The sequence below is a fragment of the Caballeronia insecticola genome (genome assembly GCF_000402035.1).
GTDB lineage: Bacteria > Pseudomonadota > Gammaproteobacteria > Burkholderiales > Burkholderiaceae > Caballeronia > Caballeronia insecticola.
This window is the reverse complement of sequence record NC_021287.1, coordinates 205620-231534: the sequence shown is the minus strand read 5'-3', so window position 1 is coordinate 231534 and position 25915 is coordinate 205620. Positions and strand designations below refer to the sequence as shown.

Genomic DNA, 25915 nt, shown 5'->3' with positions numbered 1-25915 from the left:
CGACGCTTGTCGGACGCGGGTTTGCGAGCTTTCGGGGAGCCTTCGGCGCGCGTGCTTCACGCCGAACCGCGGCGAAGCGTTCGAGCGACGCAACTTGCCAGCGCATCTCAAATGCGGTACTGAATGAGTCTCCCGCATCCTATACGCGCGGCGGCATCGCTCACATTACGGAAGTGAGCGCCCGATCGCGCACCCCTCCGATGAATGACACTGCTGCCCCCACTTTTGCCTGCGCACGCTATATCAAAGAAATCGGCCGCGGGCCGAACGGCGCGCGTGCCCTCTCGCGCGACGATACCTACGCGCTCTACGAAGCCATGCTCGATGGCCGCGTCTCCGATCTCGAACTCGGCGCCGTGCTGCTTGCCTATCGCGTGAAGGGCGAGACGTCCGCCGAACTCGCCGCGATGCTTTCGGCGGCGCATCGGTCGTTCGAGCCGCTGCACGTTCAGGATGGCCGCGAACATGCGCGGCCCGTGTCGATTCCGAGCTACAACGGCGCGCGCCGGACGCCGAACCTCGTCCCGTTGCTGTCGATGCTGCTCGCGCGCGAAGGCGTGCCGGTGCTGGTGCACGGCGTGACCGACGATCCCGGCCGCGTGACGAGCGCGGAAATCTTCGCCGAACTCGGCATCGCGCATGCGACCTCACACGACGAAATCGAGGACAGTCTCGCGTCGCGCCGGCTCGCCTTCGCGCCGGTCGCCGTGCTGGCGCCGAAGCTCGCGCGGCTTCTGGCCTTGAGGCGCCGGATGGGCGTGCGCAACTCCACGCATACGCTCGTCAAGATTCTTCAGCCGTTTGCCGATCCGGGCCTGCGGCTCGTCAACTACACGCATCCGGAATATCGCGAGAGTCTCACCGGGCTGTTCACCGAGCATCCGGATGCGGCGGCGGGCGGCGCACTGCTCGCGCGCGGCACGGAAGGCGAAGCCGTCGCGGATACGCGGCGTCAGGTACAGGTCGACTGGTTCCACGACGGCCATGTCGAAACGCTGATCTCGCCCGAGCATTCCCAGCCGGATGCGCCGCCCGTCGAACTACCCGAGGCGCTCGACGCCGCCACCACCGCGCGCTGGATCGAGTGCGTGCTGCGCGGCGACGTGCCGGTCCCGCCCGCGCTCGTGCGTCAGGTCGAAGTGATCGCCGATGTCGTGCGCAAACCTGTGTAATGGCAACGATCAGCGAAATAGTCATTTGACACGCTATTCAACGCTGGTTTAAAGTCGAACGCATGCGCTTCACCCAAGTCTCCTCCCTCCGAATTATTTCGGGCCGCCTAGCGCGGCCCCTATCGCTACGTCTAGCGTAAGTCGCTAAACGTAGCGCCGCGCATTGCCGGGTTTTCCGGGCAAGCGCGGTCCTCCGGCAGTTCCCGCAGTTCCTTTTCTTACCACTTGTAGTCGTCAGCTTTTCGTTCGCGCATCCCGCGAGACGGAAACGCGAGGGTCAAATGCACGCTGCTTCGCGCACGTTCACATTGGTCGCAGGCGTCACCATCGCTGGTGATTCGTGTGACCGCGCGCGCGGCCCGGCTTCACGTGCATCGTGCCGCGCCCGGCCAGCCGCCGGACACAGCCTCTCTCGCAGACGCTACGCAAACCGTCCCGAGAGAGATCGACGATCATGATGCCGAACCCCGCCGAGAAATACCGCCCGTTTCCGCAAGTCCGACTCAACGGCCGCCGCTGGCCGAATCGCACGATCGAGCGCGCGCCGATCTGGATGAGCACCGATCTGCGCGACGGCAATCAGTCGCTGATCGAGCCGATGAGCATCGCGGCCAAGCTCGAATTCTTCGACATGCTGGTGGCGACGGGTTTCAAGGAGATCGAGGTGGGGTTCCCGTCGGCATCGCAGACGGATTTCGATTTCGTGCGCAAGCTGATCGACGAAAAACGCATTCCGGACGACGTCACCATCGAAGTGCTCGTGCAGTCGCGTCGCGAACTGATCGAGCGCACGTTCGAGGCGGTCGAGGGCGCGAGCCGCGTGATCGTGCATCTGTACAACGCGATCGCGCCGTCGTTTCGTCGTATCGTATTCAATCAGTCGAAGGAAGAAGTGAAGGCGCTCGCCGTCGAAGGCACGCGCATCATCAAGGAATGCGCGGCGGCGCGCCCCGCGACGCACTGGATCTACCAGTATTCGCCCGAAACCTTCAGCATGACGGAGCTGCCGTTCGCGCGCGAAGTCTGCGACGCCGTCGCGCAGATGTGGCGTCCGACGCCCGAGCACAAGATGATCGTGAATCTGCCCGCGACCGTCGAAGCCGCGATGCCGAACGTGTTCGCCGATCAGGTCGAGTGGATGGACCGCAACATGGGTTTTCGCGACAGCATCGTGCTTTCGGTGCATCCGCATAACGATCGCGGCACGGCGGTGGCGGCCGCGGAAATGGCGCTGCTCGCGGGCGCGGACCGCATCGAAGGCTGTCTGTTCGGCAACGGCGAGCGCACGGGCAATGTCGATCTCGTGACGCTCGCGCTCAATCTCTACACGCAAGGCATCGATCCGGGCCTCGATTTCTCCGACATCGATTCGGTGCGGCGCGTCGTCGAGCGCTGCAACCAGATTCCGGTGCATCCGCGCCATCCGTATGCGGGCGATCTCGTGTTCACGGCGTTTTCGGGCTCGCATCAGGACGCGATTCGCAAGGGTTTCGCGCAGCGCGTGGCCGGAACCGTCTGGGACGTGCCCTATTTGCCGATCGATCCGGCCGATCTCGGCCGCAGCTACGACGCCGTCATCCGCGTGAACAGCCAGTCCGGCAAGGGCGGCGCGACCTATCTGCTCGAACGCGGCCTCGGCTTCACGCCGCCGCGCCGCGTGCAGATCGAGTTCAGCCACGCGGTGCAGGCGCTCGCCGACGCATCCGGCGAGGAAATCAGCGGCGACGCGATCTGCGCCCTCTTCAGGCGCGAATATTTCGATGCGGGCGGCCCGGTCGCGCGCGTGGATGCATCGACGCTTTCCGTGTTCGGACGACGCGTCGCGGTGGCGCCGGCATCGGGCGCGCCGAGCGGCGAGGCGTACGCGCAGACGGTCGCGGCGGCGCTGGGCGTCGATGCGACCGTCAACTGGTTCGAGACGGCCGTGACGGCCGACGGCGATACGGCGGCGTTCGTCGGCTGCCGGGTGGGCGACGGCCCGGCGCGCTTCGGCGTGGCGCTGCATGCGAATCCGGCGCTCGCGGTCGCCGATGCGGTGGTGAGCGCCGTGAACCGGTCGAGGCGCACGGCTCAGGACGAGCAGCGTGACGAACGGCACGACGAGGCCGTGGAAGCGTAGAAACTGTAGGGAACGACGCGCGCAGCGCTATTCGAGGGCGACGCGCGTCGCTTGCAGTGCGAGCAGAAGCCACTGGCCGTCGGTCTGCACATGCACGGCCGTGTAGGCGATGGGAAAGAGCAGCGCGCCGTTCTTCGATTCCATTTCGATCAGCGCGCGGCCGGAAACCAGACAGGTGTCGCGCCCGGCGGGCAACACATCTTGCGACTGGATCTCGATCTGCCGATAGCGCCGGCGGCCCGCGGTGATGGCATCGATGAACTGGCGCTTCGTCTCGCGCTTGCCGTTCGTGTGCACGTAGCTGACGTTTTCAGCCAGCAGCGCATCGAGCGCCGGACCGTCGCCCTCGACCATCGCCCGGAAGCGATCGCGCTCGAGGCCGCGGATGGCCTCAATGGTTTTTGCCGGCATCTGTCGGTTCCCCTTGGGTCAGGACCTTGGGTCACGGCCTTGCGCCGGGGAACCGATGCGCCGGCGCCCCGTCAGAAGTTGTATTGCAGATATAGCTGGCTGAAATTTATACCAGGATTGGGCTCTTTGATACTGGCGTTCGACAAGTGCTGAAACCGGAAGCCCGCCTGATAGTTCTGCTTGTCGCCGAAGATCATGCCGACGCCGACCATATCGGCGAACTGGAACGCCGTCGAAACGGTGAAGTCCTGCGTAATGCGCGCATGCGAGAGCAGCCGCACGCCGACGCCCGCCTCGATGAACGGCCGGAAGTAGCCCGCGCTCTTCACGAAGCGCACGACCGGCGTAATGCCGAACTCCCAGATATTCGGGTTGACCGCGTTATCCTCGGTCGAATGCCAGTAGGACACGTGGCCTTCGCCGATCAGCGTGAAATGGAAGCCGCCGATCTCCCACCAGGTGAGGCCCGGGTCCCAGGCCACGCCGAGATCCACCTTTTTGATGTCACGATCGGCCACACCGGCCGCGAACTGAACGCCGAAGCGGTCCGCATGAGCCGCCGCGGACGCGAGGCCGAGCGTCGCGCAAGTTGCCAGACGGAGCATTGAAGCAGGCCACAAACTCTTTTTTTTATCCATGAGCACCCCATATTCTCGGATGACGGCGTGTTTCACAAACTATAACGTTTGGCCGATTCTAGTTATGTTCTAAAAGAATTGCAGAAATCGCAGCAACAGTTCAGGTTTTGCTGAATATTCTTTCGCTGCGGCGCGCAAACACGGTAATCAATTCGACAGTTCGCGCCATATCGGTAAATTCGACCACAATATCTCGCAACAGACTGTCCTATCAGCCACACAAATTCGATAGCTTTTGTGGGAACTCACACGTTTCCGAGCCCTCTAATCCTTAGCACTCGCTAAACGGGAGTGCTAATATCGTGTTTGATTTGCCGTTGCTGCATAGCGGCATCGGGCACTGAATTGTCGATAAGGAGCTTATGAGCGTGACCAATGCGATGACCCTTCCGAATGTATTGAGCTCGGCACCTGCCAAGGGATCTTCGGCAGGCGCGCTGACGTACGCACAGTCGTCCATGTTGACCGGCCAGATTGGCAACATCGACTCATACATACAAGCAGTGAACCGTATTCCGATGCTGTCGCCGGCAGAGGAACGTCAGTACGCCACCGAATTCCGCGAACAAGGCAATCTGGACGCGGCGCGTCAGCTCGTGCTGTCGCACTTGCGCCTGGTTGTTTCGATCGCCCGCAACTATCTGGGCTACGGCCTGCCGCACGCGGACCTGATTCAGGAAGGCAACATCGGTCTGATGAAGGCCGTAAAGCGGTTCGATCCGGAGCAAAACGTGCGCCTGGTGTCGTATGCCATGCACTGGATCAAGGCCGAGATTCACGAGTACATCCTGCGCAACTGGCGCATGGTGAAGGTCGCGACGACCAAGGCGCAGCGCAAGCTGTTCTTCAACCTCCGCAGCCACAAGACCAGTCATTCGGCGTTCACGCCAGATGAAATCGAAGGCTTGGCGAACGAGCTGAACGTGAAGCGCGAGGAAGTCGCGGAAATGGAAACCCGCTTGTCGGGCGGCGATATCGCGCTCGAAGGCCAGGTCGACGACGGCGAGGAAGCCTTCGCGCCGATCGCCTATCTGGCTGACTCGCACAACGAGCCGACCAACGTCATCGCCGCGCGCCAGTTTGACAAGCTGCAAAGCGACGGCTTGGCCGACGCGCTGGAGTCGCTCGACGAACGCAGCCGCCGCATCATCAAGGCGCGCTGGCTCGACGTGCAGGACGACGGCTCGGGCGGCAAGACGCTGCACGAACTGGCCGACGAGTTCGGCGTATCGGCTGAGCGCATTCGCCAGATCGAGGCGAGCGCGATGAAGAAGATGCGCTCGGCGCTGCACGACTACGCGTAACTCATGACTGTGCTTCAGCAGTAACAGCGGTAATTGCAAAGCCCGCCGTCTCCCGACGGCGGGCTTTTTCTTTGGCGCCGCGTCTCCATCCACATCCGCATCCGCACTTATGCGTTTTCATGCGCCGACATGAAAACGGCGCCCGCAGGCGCCGTTTCGCTACAACAGGTTCAGCAATCCATCATGCCGGCAGCGGTGCCGCGCCGCCGCCGTTGCCCGGCAGACGCGAGGCCAGCTGCGCGGCGTAACGCGGGGCTGCCGCGCCCACGACGATGTGGAACGTATCCGCCGACACCCACGCCACGTCCAGCGACGACAAACGCTGACGATCCACCGACGACGGATCGCGCACGACCACGCGCAGGCGCGTCGCGGCGACCGCGTCGAGCGAGGCGATATTGGTCGCGCCGCCGAACACCGCCAGCCAGCGCAGCGGATCCGGATCCAGCGGACCTTGCGTCTGATCGGCGCTGCCTGCCGCTGCAACGGCGGCCGGTTGAGCCGGCGCGGACGATGCAGGCGTCGCACCGCGCGTCGAGGAATGCTCCAGTTCGCCGCGAATTTCATCGGCGATCAGATCCGCTTCCGGTCCGATGATCACCTGCACGTTGGTCGCGCCGCGCTTGAGCACGCCGCGCGCGCCGATGTTCTTCAGCTTCGCTTCCGAGACGTTCTCCGTATTCACCACCGACAGACGCAGACGCGTCGTGCAGGCATCGACCAACGTCAGGTTCGACGCGCCGCCCAGCGCCGCGATGTACTTCGATGCACGCGTCGCCGAAGCGGACGTCGCCGCCATGCCTGGCACCGGCGGAATCAGACCGCCGTCGACGGTCGTCTGCGCGTCCGTTTCAGCGTCGGTCGTGGCCGGTTCGCGGCCCGGCGTCGCCATGTTGAACTTGCGGATGAAGAAGCGGAACAGGCCGTAATAGACGATGCCGTACACGAGGCCGAGCGGAATCGCCATCCAGCCGCGTTGCGACAGACCGTAGTTCAGCACATAGTCGATCGCGCCCGCCGAGAACGTGAAGCCCAGATGGATGCCGAGCGCCGAGCAGATGGCGAGCGAAAGGCCCGTCAGAACCGCGTGGATCGCGTAGAGCACCGGCGCCAGGAACATGAAGCTGTATTCGATCGGCTCGGTCACGCCCGTGAGGAACGCGGTCAGCGCCATCGAGAACAGCAGGCCGCCGACGACCGCGCGGCGCTCCTTCGGCGCTTCGTGGAACATCGCGAGACAGGCAGCCGGGAGGCCGAACATCATGATCGGGAAGAAGCCCGTCATGAAGCCGCCCGCGGTCTTGTCGCCTGCGAAGAAGCGGTGCAGGTCGCCGTGGACGACCGCGCCACCATCGGGCGGCGTGAACGAGCCGAACACGAACCACGCGAGCGAATTGATGATGTGATGCAGACCCGTCACGAGCAGAATGCGGTTCAGCACGCCGAAGACGAACGTGCCGAGCGCGCCCGCCGTGGTGAGCCAGCCGCCCGCGGCATCGATCGCCGCCTGCACCGGTTGCCAGATGTAGCCGAACACGATGCCGAGTATTAGACACGCGACCCCGGTGACAATCGGCACGAAGCGTTTCCCGCCGAAGAACGCCAGATACTCGGGCAGCTTGATGTCCTTGTACTTGTTGTACAGATAGCCCGCGACCATACCTGCGACGATCCCCGACAGCACGCCCATGTTGAGCTTGTCGTTGATGTCCTTCATCACGGCGATCTCGATGAGATAGCCGATTGCGCCGGCGAGACCCGCCGTGCCGTTGTTGTCCTTCGCGAAGCCCACCGCCACGCCGATCGCGAACAGCAGCGGCAGGTTGGTGAAGATCGCATCGCCGGCGTCGGCGATCATCTTGATGTTGAAGACATCGGGCTGGCCGAGACGCAGCAGCAGGCCGGCCACCGGTAGTACGGCGATCGGCAGCATCAGCGCACGGCCTAGTCGCTGCATCTTTGCAAACGGGTTGGCGTCCATCGGATTCTCCAAAAATATAAGTCTTGTCGTTACTGCGTCGGGGGATGCTAAAAGGCTTCCGCGAAGCTCGCCACAAACCGGACGATTAGTCCTGCGGCCAGATTTCGCGGCTTGCCGCTCTTACTGCCTGTGCCGATTCGAGCGCGAGGCAATCCTCGGCGCGCTGACGGCAAAGCTGGTAATCGAGATTGCGCACACGCGCCTTGATGCCGGGCACGGACACGGGATCGACCGACAACTCGGTCACGCCGAGGCCGATCAAGAGCGGCGCCGCGAGCGGATCGCCGCCGAGCGCGCCGCATACGCCGACCCACTTGCCGTGCTTCTCCGCGCCCTGCACCGCCGTCTTGATGAGACGCAGCACGGCCGGATGCAGGCCGTCGGACTGCGCGGCGAGATCGGGCTGGCAGCGGTCCATCGCGAGCGTGTACTGCGTGAGATCGTTAGTGCCGATGGAGAGGAAATCCGCGTGCTTCGCGAGCTGATCGGCGAGCAGCGCCGCCGACGGCACCTCGATCATCACGCCCACTTCGATCGGCTCGGTCCGGCCGGCTTCGCGCGCGAGTTCGTCGATGCGCACGCGCAGACGTTGCAGTTCGCCGGAATCGGTGACCATCGGCAGAAGAATGCGCACGGCGCCGACAGGCTTCACCGCGAGCAGGCCGCGCAACTGGTCGTCGAGCAGATCGGGGCGCACTTGCGCGAGACGGATGCCGCGCAGGCCGAGCGCCGGGTTTTCCTCGGGCGGCAACGTCAGATAATCGACTTCCTTGTCCGCGCCGACATCGAGCGTGCGGATGATCGCGGTGCGCCCGGCCAGCGCATCGACGATGCCCTGATAGCTCTCCGTATGCTCCGCGGTCGTCGGCGCCGACTGGCGGTGGATGAACAGCAGTTCCGTGCGCAACAGGCCGACCGCGTCGGCGCCGTTCTCGACGGCGGCCTTCGCGTCGTCGAGCGTGGCGATGTTCGCGGCGACCTCGATCGCGCGGCCGTCTTTCGTCGACGCAGCCTGCTGCGACATGCGCCGGTTCGCTTCGCGCACGCCGGCCAGACGTTCGCGTTCGGCGCGGGCGCGTTCGACGTCGAGCTGAGTCGGCGCGTGTTCGAGCCGTCCCGTCGATGCATCCACGACCACTTGCGTGCCGTCGGGAATCGCGTGCAGCGCGTCGCCGATCGCGACGAGCGTCGGCAGGCCGATTTGCCGCGCGATGATCGCCGCATGAGACGTCGCGCCGCCGCGCGCCATGACGAGCGCCGTGACGCGCGTGCGATCGATCGACGACAGATCGGACGGCGTGAACTCCGTGGCCGCAAGCACGGCTTCCTTCGGCAATTCGAGCGCCGCCGTGTTGGTGAGCCCGAGCGCGCGCAACACGCGTTTTTCGATGTCGCGCAGATCGGCTGCGCGTTCGGCGAGCAGTTCGTCGTGGACATTGTTGAGCAGCGCGATCTGCGCGCGGATTGCCTCGCGCCACGCGAAGCCCGCGCTCTTGCCGAGGCTGATCAGGTCGCGCGCGGCATCGACGAGCGTCGGGTCTTCGAGCAGCACGCGATGCACCGCGAAAATGCCCGCTTCGCCGATCGCGCCGCGCTGCGACGCGGTGCGCACGGTTTCGCCGAGTTCGGCATCGACCTGCGCGATGGCTTTATCGAGCGTCCGGCTTTCCGCCGCCGACGAGCCGCTCGCCTGCTCAGGCGGCACGATCTCCTTGTCGTCCCAGCGCACCAGCGTGCCGACCGCGACGCCCGGCGCCGCGCACACGCCCGCGAGCGTGTTCGGCGGCAACGGCTGCGTGGACGCGGCTGCCCGCGCGACGGGCGCCGGCGACTTCGCGCGCGCCGGCGTCTCTTCGACTTCGCCCTGCGCCGCACGCAGCAATTCGGCGGCGACGGCGTCGACCGCCTGTTGCGCCTGCCCGCCGATCGCAACCAGTTCGATGGTCGCGCCCTCGCCCGCGCCTAAGCCGAGCAGGCCGACCACGCTTTCCACCGCCGCCTTGCGGCCTTCGTAGCGCACTTCGACTTTCGCGTCGAAGCCGCGCGCTGCTTCGCGCGCCCGCGCCGCCGGCCGTGCGTGCAGACCGCCTGCATGCGCGAGCGTCAGGCTGCGGCGCGCTTCTTCCATGATGAGCGTGCCGGAGCGTGCGGTGTCCGCTTTCTCGCCCTGCTTGGCGCGCAGAACCAGCAGGCGGGCGCCCGCTTTGAGCACGCCGCGCCCGGCGCGCTCGATAACCTCGAACGCATCGCCGTTGGCGATCGCGATCACCGAGACGAGACTCGGCGCGTGCTGCGCGACGAAATCGGCATCGAACTCGATGAGCGGCTGCCCGGCGCGCACCGTCGCACCCTGTTCGATCATCGGCGCGAAACCCTTGCCGCCCAGCCCGACCGTGTCGATGCCGATGTGCACGAGAATTTCCGCGCCTTCCTTCGTGCGCAGCGTCACCGCGTGATGCGTGCGCGCGAGATGCGTGACCGTGCCGTCGCAGGGCGAGACGAGCGCGTTGTCGAGCGGATCGATACCGATGCCGTCGCCGAACATGCCTTCGGCGAACACGGGGTCGGGCACGTCGGCGAGCGGCACGACCGGGCCGGTGAACGGCGCGAGCAGAACGACGTCATTCGGATTTTCGATGGGGTGATTCAACAGAGACTCCTCGGCGCGACGCATCGGCTTTCTCGCTTAATGGGTTTCGGTGACCTTGTTCAGGTGGCGCGGCGCGTCGGGATTGCGCCCGCGCGCGGCGGCCAGACCCGCGGCCATCACATAGAACGAAAGGATTGCGGCGATCGGATCGAGCGCCGGGTGATCGGTCGCGACGAGCGGCAAATCCGCATCCGCGATGTCGTCGGGCGCCGCGAGCAGCACACGCGCGCCACGGGCGCGCATGTCGGCGGCGAGTTGCACGAGGCCCGCCTGCTCCGGCCCGCGCGGCGCGAACACGAGCAGCGGATAGTCGCGGTCGATGATTTCCATCGGCCCGTGACGCACTTCCGCGCTCGAAAACGCTTCGGCCTGAATGCCCGACGTCTCCTTGAGCTTGAGCGCCGCTTCCTGCGCGATCGCGAGGCCGAGACCGCGGCCGATCACGATCATGCGGTCGATGCCCTTCAGTTCGTTCACCGCGCGCGTCCAGTCGAGCTTGCCCGCGGCGCGCAGCTTCTCCGGCAGCGAGTCGAGTGCCTTGAGCAATTCGACGTCGCGCTGAACGTGTGCGATCACGATGGCCGACAGCGACAGCATCGCGATATAGCTCTTGGTCGCGGCGACCGAAAGTTCGGGACCGGCGAGCAGCGGCAGGAAGTATTCGCACGCGTTTTCGAGCGGCGAACCCGCGACGTTGACCGCCGCGACCGTGAACGCGCCCGCATCGCGCAGCGCCTGCATCGTGCCGACGAGATCGGGGCTCTTGCCCGACTGCGAAAACGCGACGGCCAGTTGGCCGGACACGCGCAGCGGCGCTTGCTGGAGCGTGGCGACCGACATCGGCAACGAAGCCACCGGCACGCCGATGCGGCTCATCGTCAGGCTGGCGAAATAACTCGCGGCGTGATCGGAACTGCCGCGCGCGACCGTCAGCGCGACATGGCGCGGCTGTTCGGCGAGCTTGACGGCGAGCGCTTCGATGCGCGAGGTGTCGGCGAGCTGGGCCGCGACGACATCCGCGGACTCCAGCGCCTCATTAAGCATATTCGACAATTGATTCTCCTTCGACATACGTGGCCGTCAGCGCGAGGTCCCGGTCGAACACGACGAGATCGGCCCATGCGCCGCGCGCGATGCAGCCGCGATCTTCGAGTCCGAGGTAGTCGGCGGGAAAGCGCGACAGGCGATTCGAGACGTCCGCGAGCGGAATGCCCAGCGAGACGAGATTGCGCAGCGCCTGATCCATGGTCAGGGTGCTGCCGGCGAGCGTGCCGTCCGCGAGTCGGACGCCGCCCATGCATTTGGTGACGTGCTGGCTGCCGAGGCGATATTCGCCGTCGGGCATGCCGGCCGCCGACGTGCTGTCGGTCACCACGTAAAGACGCGGGATCGCGCGCATCGCGGCGCGGATGGCGCCCGGATGCACATGCAGCAGATCAGGAATCAGTTCGGCGTATTCGGCATGCGCGAGCGCCGCGCCGACCATACCGGGATCGCGGTGATGCAGCGGCGACATCGCGTTGAACAGATGCGTGAAACCGCGCGCGCCGTGCTTGAGCGCGTTGACGGCGTCGTCATAGGTGCCGAGCGAATGGCCGAGTTGCACGCGCACGCCGCGCGCCGCCAGATCCGCGATGATGCCGAGATGCCCGGAGATTTCCGGCGCGATCGTGACGACGCGGATCGGCGCGAGTTCGAGATACTTCAGCACCTCTTCGCGCACCGCGACGGCGGCCGCGTCCGGCTGCGCGCCGAGCTTGCCGGGATTGATGTACGGGCCTTCGAGATGCACGCCGAGCACGCGCGCGCCGCCGGCGGCACGGCGCTTGGCCTGTTCGCCCAGGCCTGCGACGACTGCCATGAGTTCGTCGCGCGGCGCGGTCATCGTGGTGGCGAGCAGGCTTGTCGTGCCGTGCTGCGCGTGCTGGCGCGCGACGGTGTCCGCCGCATCGCCGCCTTCCATGATGTCGCGCCCGCCGCCGCCATGCACATGCAGGTCGATGAAGCCGGGCAGGATGTACGGCGCATCGTTGGCGAGCGGATCGGCGATATGGCCTTCGAGCGCCGTCACGCGGCCGTTCTCGAAGCGGACGGATCCGTGGATCCAGCCGTCGGTAGTGAGTATGTTTCCTTTCAGCATGAATTTCTCTGGAGGTGCGCGCTGCCAAAATGAGGTTCAGTGCCGTTCGCGCCGTGCTGCGAGCAGGCTTCCATCGCGGAAGAAGCAAACGGCTTCCTTTGAGTCCTCTCGTTCTCTTTCTCTTCTTGCTTGTCGCTGGTTGCTGATCGTGCGTGTTGGTTCGTTACGTCGGCGCCTGTTCCGGCGCTCATCGATGCAATTCCGCGACGAAATCGTAGTAGTCGTCGCGGCAGTAGGTGTCCGTCAACTCGATCGCGCGATGATCGGCCGAATAGCCGACCCGCGTGATCACGAGCAGTGCGGCGCGCGGCGCCACGCCCATCAACCGCGCCACGTCCACACCCGCGTTCACGGCACGGAAATGTTGCAAGGCGCGCACCACCGCCAAACCGCGCTCCTCCAAATACCGATAAAGCGACGCGCCGATCGCAAGCGGGTCCGGCACCACGGCGACAGGCAGCGTCGAATGCTCGACCGCCATGACAATGCCGTCCGCGCGCCGCAATCGACGCAGACTGGCAACCGCCGCACCTGGAGACAAGCCGAGACGCACGGTTTCGTCACGATTTGCTGCTCGCAGTCCGCGATCCAGCCAGACCGAGTCCGGCGTGAAACCGCGTTGTTCCATCTTTCTGCTGAACCCGGTGAGACGCGACAGCGGATCTTCGGTGCGCGGGGTGATGAAACTGCCCGCACCGCGCACGCGCCGGATCAACCCTTGCTCGACAAGCAGCGCGATAGCCTTTCTCGCCGTGATACGCGACACCCCAACGCCTTCCGACAGCGTGCGCTCCGACGGCAGCGCCTCGCCGGCCGACCATGTTCCCGCGTGGATGGCCGTGGCCAGCCGCGAGGCCAACTGAAGATAAAGCGGGGTATTGCTCAGCGCATCGGGCGTCAAGTCGTGCCAGCGGTGCCCCATCGAACGCCCTCATATGTCGAATTGGAGCCCATTATATAACCAACATAATACCAGTCAACGTTGAGAATCGACCTCACCAAAACTTCATTTATTTGATTGAAATCATCCAGTTAGATGATGTTTATCTGAAGTTACGAAAACATACTCGATATCGGGACTTACCCCAACCGGCAATCCACTTTGCCGAATTGGTTCTGCCCTCGCATGTTTCTCACTTTTCGGGCATTTTCGTATTCGCACGGTCGTACGACTTTGGCACAATGTCCATATTAGTTCGGATTCAAAACTAATTTAATCACTTGAGAGACTAGATATATGGGCCATCCTGATCCGAGCCGGGCCGTTGAAGCCGTACGCCGCTTCAATCGCTTTTATGCGCGTCATACGGGCGCGCTGCACGAGCGGCTGCATAAGAGCTCGCTTTCCCTGACCGAGGTGCGCATCCTGCACGAACTGGGTCAGCACCGCGCAAGCACGGCCGCTGATTTATCGCGCAACCTCGGGCTGGATACCGGCTACCTGAGCCGGCTGATCAACAACTTTCAGAAGCTCGGTCTCGTCGAGCGCCGCAGAAACGAGTCGGACGGCCGCGCGCATCTGCTCTCGATCACGCCGGAGGCCAAAGAAAAGGTCGACGAAATCGACCTGCATGTCTCCGCCGAAGCTGCCGCGCTGCTCAAGAATTTGTCGGTCCCGGAAATCGAGCAGTTATGCACGGCAATGGCGGATGTCGAACGTCTACTGTCGCCGCCCGGCGCGGGCCCGGAGCCGCGGCTACGCGCGCCGCGCGGCGGAGACTTCGGCTGGATAATCGAACGCTACGCGCTGCTGTCGTCGGGCGACCGGCCGAGGCTCACCAGTGAAGCAATCGCAACGAGCCGGGTGTCGCGCTTTCTCGCCGCGATGCAAAGCAACACGCCGCGCATCGCGTGCTGGGTCGCCGAACAAGATGTCCATACGCGCGTTGGTGCTGCCCTGCTTTCTTCGGATTCCGAATCAGAAGCGCGCATCGAGTTGCTGTTCGTCGAGCCGGGCGCGCGTCGGAATGGGCTGGGTGAGCGGCTCGTTTCCGCGTGCGTGAACTTTGCGCACGGCGCCCGTTACGAGCAAGTGAGCTGTCGGCTCGACGAACCGCAGGAAGATTTGTGCGGACTGTTCATGCACGCCGGCTTCAAGCCCGTGCAGGATGACGCACGGGGCGTGCTGTGGCAAAAGGAATTGCAGCGGATGTACGTCGACTGAACGGCGACGCATCAACGCAAAACGGCGTCCCTCGGGACGCCGTTCGATCGCTGCGGTCTTTCGAACTTAGAACGAAGGCACGACCGAGCCCTTGAACTCGCTCTTCAGAAACTGACGCACGTCGTCGGACTGATACGCCGCAACGAGCTTCTTCACCCACGGCTGATCCTTGTCCTTCGCGCGCACGGCAATCAGGTTCGCGTACGGGCTGTGCACGTCCTCGAGCGCGATTGCGTCCTTCGTGGGCTGCAGACCGGCCGCGAGCGCGAAGTTCGTGTTGATCGCGGCGGCATCGACATCGGCGAGCGTGCGCGGCAGTTGCGCGGCATCGAGTTCGACGAGCTTGATCTTCTTCGGATTTTCCGCAACGTCGAGCGCCGTCGCACTATTGCCGTTGATGCCCGCGCCCGCCTTCAGCTTGATCACGCCTTGCGTCTGAAGCAGCAGCAGCGCGCGATTCTCGTTCGACGGATCGTTCGGCACCGCGACCTTTGCGCCCTGCGGCAAATCCTTCAGCGACTTCAGCTTTTTTGAATACACGCTGAGCGGCGAGATATAGGTCAGGCCGGCATTCACGATCTTGTAGCCGCGTTGCTTGATCTGGCTGTCGAGATAAGGCTGGTGCTGAAAGCTGTTCGCATCGAGATCGCCGGCGTCGAGGGCGGCGTTCGGCTGAATGTAGTCGTTGAACTCGATCACTTTCACGTTGAGCCCTTCGCGCTTCGCCACTTTCTGCACGACCTGCCAGATTTGCGCGTCGGGACCGGCGATCGTTCCGACCTTGATGACCTTGTCATCGGCGTGAGCGGCGACGCTCGTCAACATGGCGACGGCGGTGAGAGCTTTGAGCAAATTTCTGCGCTGCATGGTGTTCCTGTTTCGATGATGCGTTCTTGCTGCGGGATTGCCTGATCATTCGGCCTGCGATTCGATTCAAACCGAGCCGCAAGATATTCGCACGGCCTTGGTGCAAATTGAAATACAGAATGTTTATGTGAATATCACGGCCGGCACGGGGCGGATAGAATCGCGACAGAAAGTCTCGAATTCACGCACCGGAGAAAGCATCGCCATGTATGTGATCAATCTGCGTTACACCGGCGCGCTCGCCGAAATCGACGACGCGCTGGACGCGCATCGCGTGTTTCTCGAACGCTATTTCGCGGCCGGCGTGTTCGTGATTGCCGGGCCCAAGGTGCCGCGCGAGGGCGGCATCATTCTGGCGTCGGGCATCGAGCGTGAACGGCTCGATGCGATCCTCGCGGAAGATCCGTTCGCGCGCCAGAAGCTCGCGCACTACGACATCACCGAGTTCAAGGCGACGCGTCTCGCGCCCGGACTGAATTTGCCCGAACCTTCTTCGGAAGCCTGAAGTGAAAAGCGGCCCGAGTGGGCCGCTTGTCGCTTCAGTCGCAATCAGTCGATCAGCAACTTGAGATCGTGCACCCAAGGCTCGACGCCCTGACCGTCGCGCGCGAACAGACGCAGCTTGCCGTCGCGGTCGAACACATAGCTCGCGGCGGTGTGATCCATCGTGTAATCGCCGGGCGTCTTGCCCTGCGACTTCGCGTAGTAGACGCGGAAGTCTTTGGCCACTTGCGCCAGTTGCGCGTCGTTGGCCGGCCGCAAGCCGATATACGACGAATTGAACGCCGCCACGTATTGGCCCAGCAAGTCGGGCGTGTCGCGCGCCGGATCGACGGTGACCATCAGCACCTGCACGTCCTTCGCTTTGTCGCCGAGTTGTTGCATCGCCTGCGAGAGTTCGGCGAGCGTCGTCGGGCAGACGTCGGGGCAATGCGTGTAACCGAAGAACAACACAACCGCTTTGCCCTTGAAGTCTGCAAGGGTGCGCGTCTTGCCGTGCGTGTCGGGCAGCGAGAATTCACTGCCGAACTGCTTGTTCCCGGTGATGTCGAGGTTCTTGAAGTCCGGCGCTTTTTCGCACGCGGAGAGCAGCGCCGCAAAAACCAGCAGCGCAAAGAAACGACGCAGAAAGACCATCATGCGCCGATCACCGTACGGACGTAATGATCGACGAGCAGCGCGCCGAACAGCAGCGACAGATACACGATCGAGTAACGGAAAGTCCTGCGCGCGAGTGCGTCCGAGTATTCGCGATACATCTTCCACGCATAGCCGATGAACCCGGCGCCGAGCGCCACCGCGCTCGCCAGATACACCACGCCGCTCATGCCGGAGATATACGGCATCAGCGTGACCGCGAACAGTACGAGGGTGTACAGGAAGATGTTGAGCAGCGTGTACTTCTCGCCGTGCGTGATCGGCAGCATCGGCAGGCCGGCGTTTTCGTAATCCTTGCGGCGATACAGCGCGAGCGCCCAGAAATGCGGCGGCGTCCACACGAAGATGATCAGCACGAGAATCCACGCGTCGCCGGGAAGCGCGCCGGTCACGGCGGCCCAGCCGAGCGCGGGCGGCATGGCGCCGGACGCGCCGCCGATCACGATGTTCTGCGGCGTGAACGGCTTGAGCAGCAACGTATAAACAACCGCATAGCCGACGAACGTGGCGATGGTGAGCCACATCGTGAGCGGATTGGTGAACGTGTAGAGCGTCCACATGCCGATGCCGCCGAGCACCGCCGAGAACGTCAGAATTTGTGTCGACGTGATCTGCCCGCGCGCCGACGGACGCCATGCGGTGCGGCGCATTTTTGCATCGACTTTTTGCTCGACGAGGCAGTTGATTGCGAACGCCGCGCCGGCCAGCAGCCAGATGCCGATCGCGCCGCCGATGAGTCTGTCCCACGGCACCATGCCCGGCGTGGACAGGAACATGCCGATGACGGCACAAAACACGGCGAGCTGCGTGACGCGCGGCTTGGTCAGCGCAATGTATTGCGATACGCGGCTGCCGAATGGGGAATGTAGTGTCGTGCTATCCATGATGTGGAGTCACGCTGAAACGACGTCGCGCGCGGGAACTGCGGCGCGGCCGGGACGGCTGGAAGAGATTCGAAAGTTTAGCATAACGAGCAGCAGCAACAGGATCGCGGCCCCGCCATTATGGGCTACCGCGACGGGCAGCGGCCATTGCAGCACGATGTTCGACATGCCGGTCAGGAACTGGATCACGATCATCAACAATACGCCATTGGCTGGCTTGCGCAGCGATTCGAATCGTCGCAGTCTGAGCGCGAGCCACAGCAGATACAGCACCACGACAACCGCAAACGTGCGGTGCGTCCAGTGAATCGCGACGAGCGCGTCCTGCGAGATCACGTCGCCGTCGCCGGTCATGCCGAGCGCGCGCCATAGGTGAAAGCCGTGCTCGAAGTTCATCGGCGGAACCCATTGGCCGTTGCACAGCGGAAAGTCCGTGCACGCGAGCACCGCGTAGTTCGTGCTGACCCAGCCGCCCAGCGCGATCTGCACGACAAGCAAGATCAGGCCGAACGCGGCGGCAGGCATCCAGCGCGCGGCCGCGGTGTCGAGCGACGGAATCGGCGTCATGCGCGCCGCGAGCCAGCCGAGCACGCCGAGCAGCGCAAGTCCGAGCAGCAAATGTGTCGTGACGATCACCGGCTGCAGCTTGAGCGTGACGGTCCACGCGCCGAACGCGCCCTGCAGCAGGATCAGGAGCAGGATGCCCGTCGGCCACCACGGCGACACGTGCAGCGGACGCTTCTTCACGCGCGCCGTCCACGCAATCACCATCTGCGCGATGATCAGCACGCCGATCGCCATCGCGAAATAGCGGTGCAGCATCTCGATCCACGCCTTCACCATGCTGACGGGGCCGGTGGGCATCGCCTGATAGGCGGCCGCGATCTGCGCATGCGCGATGAACGGCGACGACGTGCCGTAGCAGCCCGGCCAGTCGGGGCAGCCGAGACCGGAATCGGTCAGGCGCGTGAAGCCGCCGAACATGATGAGGTCGAGCGTCAGAAAGGTCGTGAGCCAGACGAGCTTACGGAATTTGTCGTCGTCGGCTTTGACCCACACGTAGGAAAGCGGCAGCAGCGCAATGCACAAGCCGATCAGACCAAGTTGCAGTAAGAACATGCCTGTCTACCTTCAGCCGATGCGTGACCATTTCAGCAGCTTCGCCACATCCGCGTTGATCTTCTTCGGATCGGGATTCTTCGGGAAGCGCATCATCAGATTGCCGTTCGGATCGACGAGAAAGATGTGATCCGTGAGTTTCGTGCCGTCGCCCGCGGGCAGCCACGCGGCGATCGCCTTTTCGTCCGCGACCAGCATACGCGTGTCGGGCTGCGGATAGGCGGTCTTGAGGACGTCGGAGACCGGTTTGTCATCGGTGCGCAGCCAGACGTTCACGACGCGCTCGCGCTCGCCGCTTTGCAGCGCACGCACCTGACGCATGAAGTAGAGGCGCGTGGCGCACTGTTCGTCGCAATCGCTGCCGTTGACGATCACCATCAGCCATTTGCCTTCGAGCGATTTGAACGGCAGGCGCTGCCCGCTTTCATCAGTGACGACGAGTTGCGCGGGAATCGGCCGTTGCGGCTCGATCAACGCGCCGTAGCTCGACGTGCCGCCGGCCGGCTTGAACACGTAGTACATCAGGTACGACGCGATCACCGGCGCGGCGCACACGAGCGCCAGCAGCAGGAGCATCCAGCGGCCGTTGAGCCAGGAGCCTTTCGAGGCCTGTCGTTGCCGCGGGCCCGTCTTGTCGGCGGCGGCGGTGGAGCGTGGTGATTGCATCGGTGAGACGTGCCTCTGTTCGGTCGATCGGGCGCGGCGTGCGCCCGAAGTTTCAAGCGTGGTTTTCGGCTTCCTCGTCGGCTTCGTCGGCCTCGTCGCCTTCGTTGCGTGCGTCGCCTTTTTTGGCGGCGCGGCACGCGGCATACAGGCCGAACGCGATGGCCGCGGCCGCCATGCCCCACCACTGGAACATGTAGCCGTAGTTGCGCTCGACACCGAGCGTCGGCGCGGGCCAGTCGCGCACGAGTTTGTCGCCGGTGTTGTTCGTCTGCTGAATCACGAACGGCTGAAATGCGAGTCCGGTTTCGGCGGCATACGAGCGGATGTCCAGGTTCTGGCGAATTTCCTTGTGCGCCGCCGATCCGCCGCTGCCCAGTTCGAACGCCTGCGACGCATTCGCGCGCGCGATGCCCTGTACATCGACGAGGCCCTTCGGCGTCTCGTACGGCTCGATGCCCGTACGATCGGCGAGATTGCGCGGCAGCCAGCCGCGATTCACGAGGACATAGCCGCCACCCTCGAGTTTAAGCGGCATCACGACATAAAAGCCTGGCTGGTCGTTATACGGACGATTGTCCAGATACACGACCCGCTCCGGCAAAAACTCGCCGCGCGCCTCGACACGATGAAACTCGATCGACTTGAGCGGCATCGGCTCGACGCCGACCGGCTGCGCCGGCGCATGCTCGAAGGCGACGATCTGCGCGTTGAGCGCCTCCTTCTGATGCGCGCGGTCGCGTTGCCAGAAGCCCAGGCGCATCGTCACCGCGACGACGATCAAAATCAAAAGCGCGGGCCAAAAACGAATCTTCATGCTGCAAACCTTACCGCCGGCATCCGCCTGGGCGGCACACGGCACATTCCATCGAGTGAGATAATGAGATGATTCAATTCAATACTGCTCAACGCGGTTCCTGAGCAAAACGCTGGCTGGTTTCATGCACATCATCGTTGCTATTGCATTCATCCTTATCATCGGCAGCCTGGGCTCGGCGCTCTACTTCATGATGACCGACCGCGGCAAGACGAAGCGCATGGTGTGGTCGCTCGCCATGCGCGTCGGGCTGTCGATCTCGCTGTTCCTGTTCATCCTGTTCGCGCATTGGATGGGCTGGATCCAGTCGACCGGCATTCCTCTCGGACGATAACCCGTCACGCGGGTTCCGCCCTACGAGACGAATTGTCGCGCTTCGCAGTCACGCGAAATTGCCGCGAAGCCCTCTCCAAAACGACGACGCCGCCCCGCGATTCATCGAGGGCGGCGTGCTGGTCACGACTTCCATGCTCTGACGGGCGGCGCCGCGCGCACGCCCGAATTCCCGCTTACAGCCAGTAGACGACGACGTACAGCCCGAGCCACACGACGTCCACAAAGTGCCAGTACCACGCCGCGCCTTCGAACGCGAAGTGGTGCTCCGCCGTGAAGTGGCCGCGGATCAGGCGAAACATCACCACGGCGAGCATCGTACCGCCCAGGAACACGTGGAAGCCGTGGAAGCCGGTCAGCAGGAAGAACGTCGAGCCGTACACGCCGGACGTGAGCGTGAGGTTCAGTTCGTTGTACGCGTGGAAATATTCGTAGCCCTGGCAGAACAGGAAGATCATGCCGAGCAGCACGGTCGCGCCGAGCCAGATGATCGCTTTCTTGCGATGATCTTCACGCAGCGCATGGTGTGCCACGGTCAGCGTCGCGCCCGAGGACAGCAGCAGCGCCGTGTTGATGGTCGGCAGCGGCCACGGCACCATCGCGCGGAAATGCGGCACGAGCGCGGCGGGACCGTTGTTCGGCCAGACGGCGGTGAAGTCTGGCCAGATTAGCTTGTAATCGAGGCTGCCGAGTTCGTGCATTGCGATGGCGCGCGCGTAGAACAGCGCGCCGAAGAACGCCGCGAAGAACATCACTTCGGAGAAGATGAACCAGCTCATGCTCCAGCGATACGACACGTCGACGCGCTTGCCGTACATGCCGCCTTCGGATTCGCCGATCGCGTCGCCGAACCAGTGCCACAGCACGAACAGCACGAACAGCAGGCCGATGAAGGTGCCGACCGGACCGAAGGTGTGCCCGTTCACCCACGACGCCAGCGACGCAAGCATGATCAGCAAACCGCTTGCGGCCATGACCGGATGCCGCGACGGATGCGGCACGAAATAGTACGGGCTCTCGTTTTGACCGCTCATTGTTGATTCTCCACTTCGATCCAGTTGCTTGAATTTTCTTATGCCGCCGCGCGTCCGACCCGAGCGCCCGGCGTGACAGACTTATCCCACCACAGCGCGCACGATCAGCAGCAACACGACGATGAATAACACCGCGCCGATAATGCCCGCCGCGATCAGATGCAGCGGGTTCAGTTGCGCCGCATCGTTCTCCAGATCCGCGCGCCGCCGCACCCCGAAGAACGACCAGAACACCGCCTTCACGAGCTTCAGGAAGCCGCCTTTGTTCCGCATGTCCGCACTCATCGCCGTCACGATCCCTTGGCCACAGACTTCGGCGCGTCCAGTTCGAAGAATGTGTACGACAGCGTGATCGTCTTGACGTCCTTCGGCAGCTTCGGATCGACGACGAACACCACCGGCATGCGCTTCGTTTCGTTCGGCCCGAGCGTCTGCTGCGTGAAGCAGAAGCATTCGATCTTCTTGAAATACTCGGTGGCCTGCTTGGGCGCATAGCTCGGAATTGCCTGCGCCTTCACCGTGCGGTTCTGCTCGTTGGTCACCTGATACATCACCGTCATGACTTCGCCGGGATGAATGTCCAGCGCGTTCTGTTCCGGCTTGAACTGCAGCGGGCCGCGCGCGTTCGCATCGAACTCGATTGACACCGTGCGGCTCGCATCGACCTGCGTATTCTTCGCCTCGCGCGCGCCGACATCGCGCTGCACGAGATTGTTGATGCCGGTGATCTGGCAGATCGCCTTGTACATCGGCACGAGCGCGAAGCCGAAGCCGAACATCAGCGCCGCCACGACGAAGAGCTTCACCAGCATCGACCGGTTGAACGAGCGGTCGACCTGCGGATTTTGCGGCTGACTGGACACTTGGCTTACCTACCCTCGCGACAACAGGTATTGCCTGACGACGATACCCACAAAGAAAACGGCGGCGATCAACACCATGACGATTCCGAGCCGCTTGTTGCCCGCGCGGATTTCCTCGGGCGTGCGTCTTTTTTGTGGATCCAGGGTCATGCTTTCTCTTGTGATGCCAGGCTGCGAGGCTTCGCTTTCAGGAAGCCTCGCAGACCGAATGACTAATTATTCAACCGTCGGCGGATGCTCGAACGTATGGAACGGCGCCGGGCTCGGCACGGTCCATTCGAGGCCTTCCGCACCATCCCACGGCTTGTCGCTCGCCTTTTCAAGCTCGCCGCCGCCGCGATAAGTGGGCAGCGCAACCGCGAACAGGAAGTACACCTGCGCCAAGCCGAAGCCGAATGCGCCGATGGTCGCGACCTGGTTGAAGTCCGTGAACTGCGCCGGGTAGTCCGCATAGCGGCGCGGCATGCCGGCGAGGCCCAGGAAGTGCATCGGGAAGAACGTGATGTTGAAGAAGATCATCGACGCCCAGAAGTGAATCTTCCCGCGCATTTCGTTGTACATCCAGCCCGTCCACTTCGGCGCCCAGTAGTACCAGCCCGAGAACAGCGCGAACAGCGAACCCGCCACCAGCACGTAGTGGAAGTGCGCCACCACGTAGTAAGTGCCGTGCATCTGGATGTCGAGCGGCGCCATCGACAGGATCAGGCCCGTGAAGCCGCCCATCGTGAACACGAACAGGAAGCCGATCGCGAAAAGCATCGGCGTTTCGAAGGACAGCGCGCCGCGCCACATCGTCGCGACCCAGTTGAACACCTTCACGCCCGTCGGCACGGCGATCAGCATGGTCGCGTACATGAAGAACAGTTGGCCCGTCACCGGCATGCCGGTCGCGAACATGTGGTGCGCCCACACCATGAACGACAGAATCGCGATCGATGCGGTTGCGTACACCATCGAGCTATAGCCGAACAGCGGCTTGCGCGAGAACGCCGGAATCACCTGCGACACGATCCCGAACGCCGGCAAGATCATGATGTACACCTCGGGGTGACCGAAGAACCAGAAGATGTGCTGGTACATGACCGGATCGCCGCCGCCCGCCGCGTTGAAGAACGACGTGCCGAAGTGACGATCGAACAGCACCATGGTGATGGCGCCTGCCAGAACCGGCATCACGGCGATCAGCAGATACGCGGTGATGAGCCACGTCCACGCGAACATCGGCATCTTCATGAGCGTCATGCCCGGCGCGCGCATGTTCAGAATGGTCACGACGATGTTGATGCCGCCCATGATCGACGACGCACCCATGATGTGGACCGCGAAAATCGCGAAGTCCATGCCCGGGCCCATCTGCGTGGAGAGCGGCGCGTAGAGCGTCCAGCCTGCGGCGGTGGCGCCGCCCGGCACGAAGAACGAGCCGACGAGCAGCACGGCCGCGGCCGGCAGCAGCCAGAAGCTGAAGTTGTTCATGCGCGCGAACGCCATGTCCGATGCGCCGATCTGCAGCGGCACCATCCAGTTCGCGAAGCCGACGAACGCCGGCATGATCGCGCCGAACACCATGATGAGGCCGTGCATGGTGGTCAGCTGATTGAAGAACTCGGGGCGCATGATCTGCAGGCCCGGCTCGAACAGCTCGGCACGGATGCCGAGCGCCATCACGCCTCCGGAGAGGAACATGATGAAGGAGAACAACAGGTACAGCGTACCGATGTCCTTGTGGTTGGTGGCGAACAGCCAACGGCGCCAGCCATGCGGGGTCTCGTGCGCATGGTCGTGCGCGTGGTCGTGACCTGCGCCTACATCGTGTCCGATGCTAGACATGACAATCATCTCCTAAAGCGAATACTCGGGGCACTTGGCTCATCTTGCGGCTCTTCGGTTGCCTTGACGGGCGAACGAAGAGCGCGAGAGACATGTCAAGCAGCCGGACTGATTTCCACGCGACGTGCTTCTTTCGCATCGGTGCCGCCCGTAACGGACTCGGGCTTCTTCAGCACGATGCGGTCTTCCGACACGCCTGCTGCCTTCAGCGCATCGCGCACTGCCTGCGCGCGCCGCTTGGCGAGATCGGCGTTGAGGTCGGCGTTGCCGGTTGCATCCGTGAAGCCGGACAACGCGAGCTTCGCGTCGGGATGCGCCTTTGCGTAGGCTGCGGCCGCTTGCACCGCGTTATTCGCGTCGGCGGGCAGTGCGTCCTTGCCCGTCTCGAAGTAGATGCTGGCGGGCAAGCCGGCGGACTGCCCGGCCTGCGCTGCGGCCGGTGCGCTCGCTTCGGCTGCAGCCGGCGCCGCCGATGCCGCTTCCGGTGCGCTGGCCGCTTCGCCGCCCGCCGCCTTCTGACCGCCGCCTTCGGGCATCTTGCCTGCCTTGGCGTCGATCACCTGTTTCGGCTGGAGCAGATCGCCGGTGTGGTTGCCCCAGTTGTTGCGCTCGAACGTGACGACCGAAGCGATTTCGACGTCGTTCAGCACGCCCTGCCACGGCGGCATCGCGCCCTTGCCGTGCAGCACGATATTCAGATGGTCGGCGATCGAGCCGTTCGCGATCTTCGAGCCGTCGAGCGCCGGGAACTGGCCCGCGCCCTTGCCGGTCGGCTGGTGGCAGACCGCGCAGTTCGACGTGTAGACCTGCTGGCCACGCGCCTTCAGCTCTTCCATGGTGTAGGTCTTGAGCGGATCGTCGGCGCCTGCAGCCATCTTCTTCTTTTGCGCGTCGACCCATTTCGCGTAGTCGTCAGCCGACAGCACTTCGACGACCACCGGCATGTACGCGTGCTCCTTGCCGCACAGTTCCGTACAGAAGCCGCGATACGTACCCACCTTCTCGGCCTTGAACCAGGTGTCGCGCACGAAGCCGGGAATGGCATCCTGCTTCACGCCGAACGCCGGCACGTACCACGAGTGCACGACGTCGTTCGCCGTGGTGATGATGCGGATCTTCTTGTCGACCGGCACGACGAGTGGGTTGTCGACTTCCTGCAGATAAAGATTGGAGATCGGCTTCTGGCCGTTCACTTCGCTGCGCGGCGTGGAAAGCGTCGAGAGGAAGTTGATGCCTTCGCCCGGGCCCTTCACGTAGTCGTAGCCCCACTTCCACTGATAGCCGGTGACCTTGACGGTGAGATCGGCGTTGGACGTGTCCTTCATCGCGACGACGGCCTTCGTCGCGGGCAGCGCCATCAGAACGACGATGATGAACGGCACGATCGTCCAGATGATTTCGACCGTGGTGCTTTCGTGGAAATTGGCCGGCTTGAAGCCCTTGGACTTGCGGTGCTTGACGAGCGAATAGAACATCACCCCGAACACGCCAAGAAAAATGACGGTACAGATGATGAGCATGAAGATATGGAGGCCGTAGAGCTCCTCGGCGATCTTCGTCACAGGCTGCTGGAAGTTGATCTCGTTCACACGAGGACCGCCAGGGCTGTCGCTGACCGCCAGGGCTACGCCGGCGTTCAGCAGTGCGCCTGCCGCCAGCACGCCCGAGAGGGCTCGCTTGATTGTTTTCATAGCATCCTTACCCAAATTTTCCATTCAAACCCTCGACCCCCCGTGGGCACCGCGCTGCTGCCGGCTCCTCTCCAAGGCGC

The 25915-nt window shown here is 63.6% G+C and carries 25 protein-coding genes; 6 read left to right on the top strand and 19 right to left on the bottom strand.

The annotated features are described in order from the left end of the window. Positions 1–200 precede the first annotated feature (200 nt). Together ybiB and leuA are read left to right on the top strand one after the other, a co-directional pair. On the top strand, positions 201–1172 hold the full coding sequence (gene ybiB, locus BRPE64_RS01105; RefSeq protein WP_016344152.1) for a DNA-binding protein YbiB: 972 nt from the start codon (positions 201–203) through the stop codon (positions 1170–1172). A 454-nt stretch (positions 1173–1626) separates the two neighbouring features. Further along, positions 1627–3291, top strand: coding sequence for a 2-isopropylmalate synthase (gene leuA / locus BRPE64_RS01100; RefSeq protein ID WP_016344151.1), 1665 nt, complete (start codon positions 1627–1629; stop codon positions 3289–3291). 27 nt (positions 3292–3318) lie between these two features. On the opposite strand, the gene BRPE64_RS01095 is transcribed toward leuA, so the two are convergent. Next, positions 3319–3702 carry a nuclear transport factor 2 family protein gene (locus tag BRPE64_RS01095; RefSeq protein WP_016344150.1) on the bottom strand — a complete coding sequence of 128 codons (384 nt, stop codon included), beginning with the start codon at positions 3700–3702 and terminating at the stop codon, positions 3319–3321. Positions 3703–3773: 71 nt separating this feature from the next. Beyond that, positions 3774–4340 carry an acyloxyacyl hydrolase gene (locus BRPE64_RS01090; protein ID WP_044041051.1) on the bottom strand — a complete coding sequence of 189 codons (567 nt, stop codon included), beginning with the start codon at positions 4338–4340 and terminating at the stop codon, positions 3774–3776. Positions 4341–4708: 368 nt separating this feature from the next. Between BRPE64_RS01090 and rpoH the strand changes: the two genes are divergently transcribed. Beyond that, entirely contained in the window at positions 4709–5644 is a 936-nt protein-coding gene (gene rpoH, locus BRPE64_RS01085; protein WP_044041870.1) for an RNA polymerase sigma factor RpoH, read from the top strand. Between the two features lie 181 nt (positions 5645–5825). Here the strand turns inward: rpoH and nagE are convergent, their stop codons facing one another. The 5 genes from nagE to BRPE64_RS01060 form a co-directional block, all read right to left on the bottom strand. Further along, the gene (gene nagE, locus BRPE64_RS01080; protein WP_044041049.1) at positions 5826–7625 is read right to left on the bottom strand and encodes an N-acetylglucosamine-specific PTS transporter subunit IIBC; all 1800 of its coding nucleotides are present in this window, start codon (positions 7623–7625) and stop codon (positions 5826–5828) included. 85 nt (positions 7626–7710) lie between these two features. After that, a complete protein-coding gene (ptsP, locus tag BRPE64_RS01075; RefSeq protein ID WP_044041047.1) occupies positions 7711–10299 on the bottom strand; it encodes a phosphoenolpyruvate--protein phosphotransferase in 2589 nt (862 codons plus the stop codon). Positions 10300–10311: 12 nt separating this feature from the next. Beyond that, positions 10312–11319 (bottom strand): SIS domain-containing protein, encoded by a 1008-nt coding sequence (locus tag BRPE64_RS01070; RefSeq protein WP_016344145.1) that lies wholly within the window; start codon positions 11317–11319, stop codon positions 10312–10314. Beyond that, positions 11312–12415: an N-acetylglucosamine-6-phosphate deacetylase gene (gene nagA, locus BRPE64_RS01065; RefSeq protein ID WP_016344144.1), complete on the bottom strand. Its 1104-nt coding sequence runs from the start codon at positions 12413–12415 to the stop codon at positions 11312–11314. Before nagA ends, BRPE64_RS01070 begins: the two co-directional genes overlap by 8 nt. Before the next feature lie 187 nt (positions 12416–12602). Then, positions 12603–13337 (bottom strand): GntR family transcriptional regulator, encoded by a 735-nt coding sequence (locus BRPE64_RS01060; protein ID WP_044041045.1) that lies wholly within the window; start codon positions 13335–13337, stop codon positions 12603–12605. 315 nt (positions 13338–13652) lie between these two features. On the opposite strand from BRPE64_RS01060, the gene BRPE64_RS01055 reads away from it, so the two are divergent. Further along, on the top strand, positions 13653–14579 hold the full coding sequence (locus BRPE64_RS01055) for a bifunctional helix-turn-helix transcriptional regulator/GNAT family N-acetyltransferase (RefSeq protein ID WP_016344141.1): 927 nt from the start codon (positions 13653–13655) through the stop codon (positions 14577–14579). Positions 14580–14645: 66 nt separating this feature from the next. Here the strand turns inward: BRPE64_RS01055 and BRPE64_RS01050 are convergent, their stop codons facing one another. Next, a complete protein-coding gene (locus BRPE64_RS01050; RefSeq protein WP_016344140.1) occupies positions 14646–15446 on the bottom strand; it encodes a MetQ/NlpA family ABC transporter substrate-binding protein in 801 nt (266 codons plus the stop codon). Positions 15447–15651: 205 nt separating this feature from the next. Here BRPE64_RS01050 and BRPE64_RS01045 point away from each other — a divergent pair, with 205 nt between their 5' ends. Continuing rightward, on the top strand, positions 15652–15951 hold the full coding sequence (locus BRPE64_RS01045) for a YciI family protein (RefSeq protein WP_016344139.1): 300 nt from the start codon (positions 15652–15654) through the stop codon (positions 15949–15951). Between the two features lie 44 nt (positions 15952–15995). Here BRPE64_RS01045 and BRPE64_RS01040 read toward each other — a convergent pair whose 3' ends face one another. The 5 genes from BRPE64_RS01040 to BRPE64_RS01020 are packed head-to-tail and all read right to left on the bottom strand — an operon-like array spanning position 15996 to position 20087. Then, positions 15996–16586: an SCO family protein gene (locus BRPE64_RS01040; protein ID WP_016344138.1), complete on the bottom strand. Its 591-nt coding sequence runs from the start codon at positions 16584–16586 to the stop codon at positions 15996–15998. Continuing rightward, on the bottom strand, positions 16583–17488 hold the full coding sequence (cyoE, locus tag BRPE64_RS01035) for a heme o synthase (RefSeq protein WP_016344137.1): 906 nt from the start codon (positions 17486–17488) through the stop codon (positions 16583–16585). Before cyoE ends, BRPE64_RS01040 begins: the two co-directional genes overlap by 4 nt. Positions 17489–17497: 9 nt before the next feature. Next, positions 17498–18607 carry a COX15/CtaA family protein gene (locus tag BRPE64_RS01030; protein ID WP_016344136.1) on the bottom strand — a complete coding sequence of 370 codons (1110 nt, stop codon included), beginning with the start codon at positions 18605–18607 and terminating at the stop codon, positions 17498–17500. Between the two features lie 12 nt (positions 18608–18619). Further along, positions 18620–19273 carry an SCO family protein gene (locus BRPE64_RS01025; protein WP_044041042.1) on the bottom strand — a complete coding sequence of 218 codons (654 nt, stop codon included), beginning with the start codon at positions 19271–19273 and terminating at the stop codon, positions 18620–18622. A gap of 52 nt (positions 19274–19325) precedes the next feature. Beyond that, positions 19326–20087, bottom strand: a complete 762-nt coding sequence (locus BRPE64_RS01020) for an SURF1 family protein (RefSeq protein ID WP_016344134.1) — start codon at positions 20085–20087, stop codon at positions 19326–19328. Between the two features lie 124 nt (positions 20088–20211). Between BRPE64_RS01020 and BRPE64_RS01015 the strand changes: the two genes are divergently transcribed. Next, positions 20212–20421, top strand: coding sequence for a twin transmembrane helix small protein (locus tag BRPE64_RS01015; RefSeq protein WP_016344133.1), 210 nt, complete (start codon positions 20212–20214; stop codon positions 20419–20421). A 175-nt stretch (positions 20422–20596) separates the two neighbouring features. On the opposite strand, the gene BRPE64_RS01010 is transcribed toward BRPE64_RS01015, so the two are convergent. From BRPE64_RS01010 to coxB, 6 genes are all read right to left on the bottom strand, one after another. Next, positions 20597–21454 (bottom strand): cytochrome c oxidase subunit 3, encoded by an 858-nt coding sequence (locus tag BRPE64_RS01010; RefSeq protein ID WP_016344132.1) that lies wholly within the window; start codon positions 21452–21454, stop codon positions 20597–20599. A gap of 81 nt (positions 21455–21535) precedes the next feature. Then, on the bottom strand, positions 21536–21739 hold the full coding sequence (locus BRPE64_RS01005) for a DUF2970 domain-containing protein (RefSeq protein ID WP_044041869.1): 204 nt from the start codon (positions 21737–21739) through the stop codon (positions 21536–21538). Positions 21740–21744: 5 nt separating this feature from the next. Next, on the bottom strand, positions 21745–22317 hold the full coding sequence (locus tag BRPE64_RS01000; RefSeq protein ID WP_016344130.1) for a cytochrome c oxidase assembly protein: 573 nt from the start codon (positions 22315–22317) through the stop codon (positions 21745–21747). Between the two features lie 9 nt (positions 22318–22326). Further along, the gene (locus BRPE64_RS33385; RefSeq protein WP_016344129.1) at positions 22327–22467 is read right to left on the bottom strand and encodes a cytochrome oxidase small assembly protein; all 141 of its coding nucleotides are present in this window, start codon (positions 22465–22467) and stop codon (positions 22327–22329) included. Positions 22468–22533: 66 nt separating this feature from the next. After that, complete coding sequence (gene ctaD, locus BRPE64_RS00990) at positions 22534–24144, bottom strand: cytochrome c oxidase subunit I (RefSeq protein ID WP_035497932.1); 1611 nt, start codon at positions 24142–24144, stop codon at positions 22534–22536. 95 nt (positions 24145–24239) lie between these two features. Continuing rightward, a complete protein-coding gene (coxB, locus tag BRPE64_RS00985; RefSeq protein WP_044041040.1) occupies positions 24240–25859 on the bottom strand; it encodes a cytochrome c oxidase subunit II in 1620 nt (539 codons plus the stop codon). Between the last annotated feature and the right edge of the window lie 56 nt (positions 25860–25915).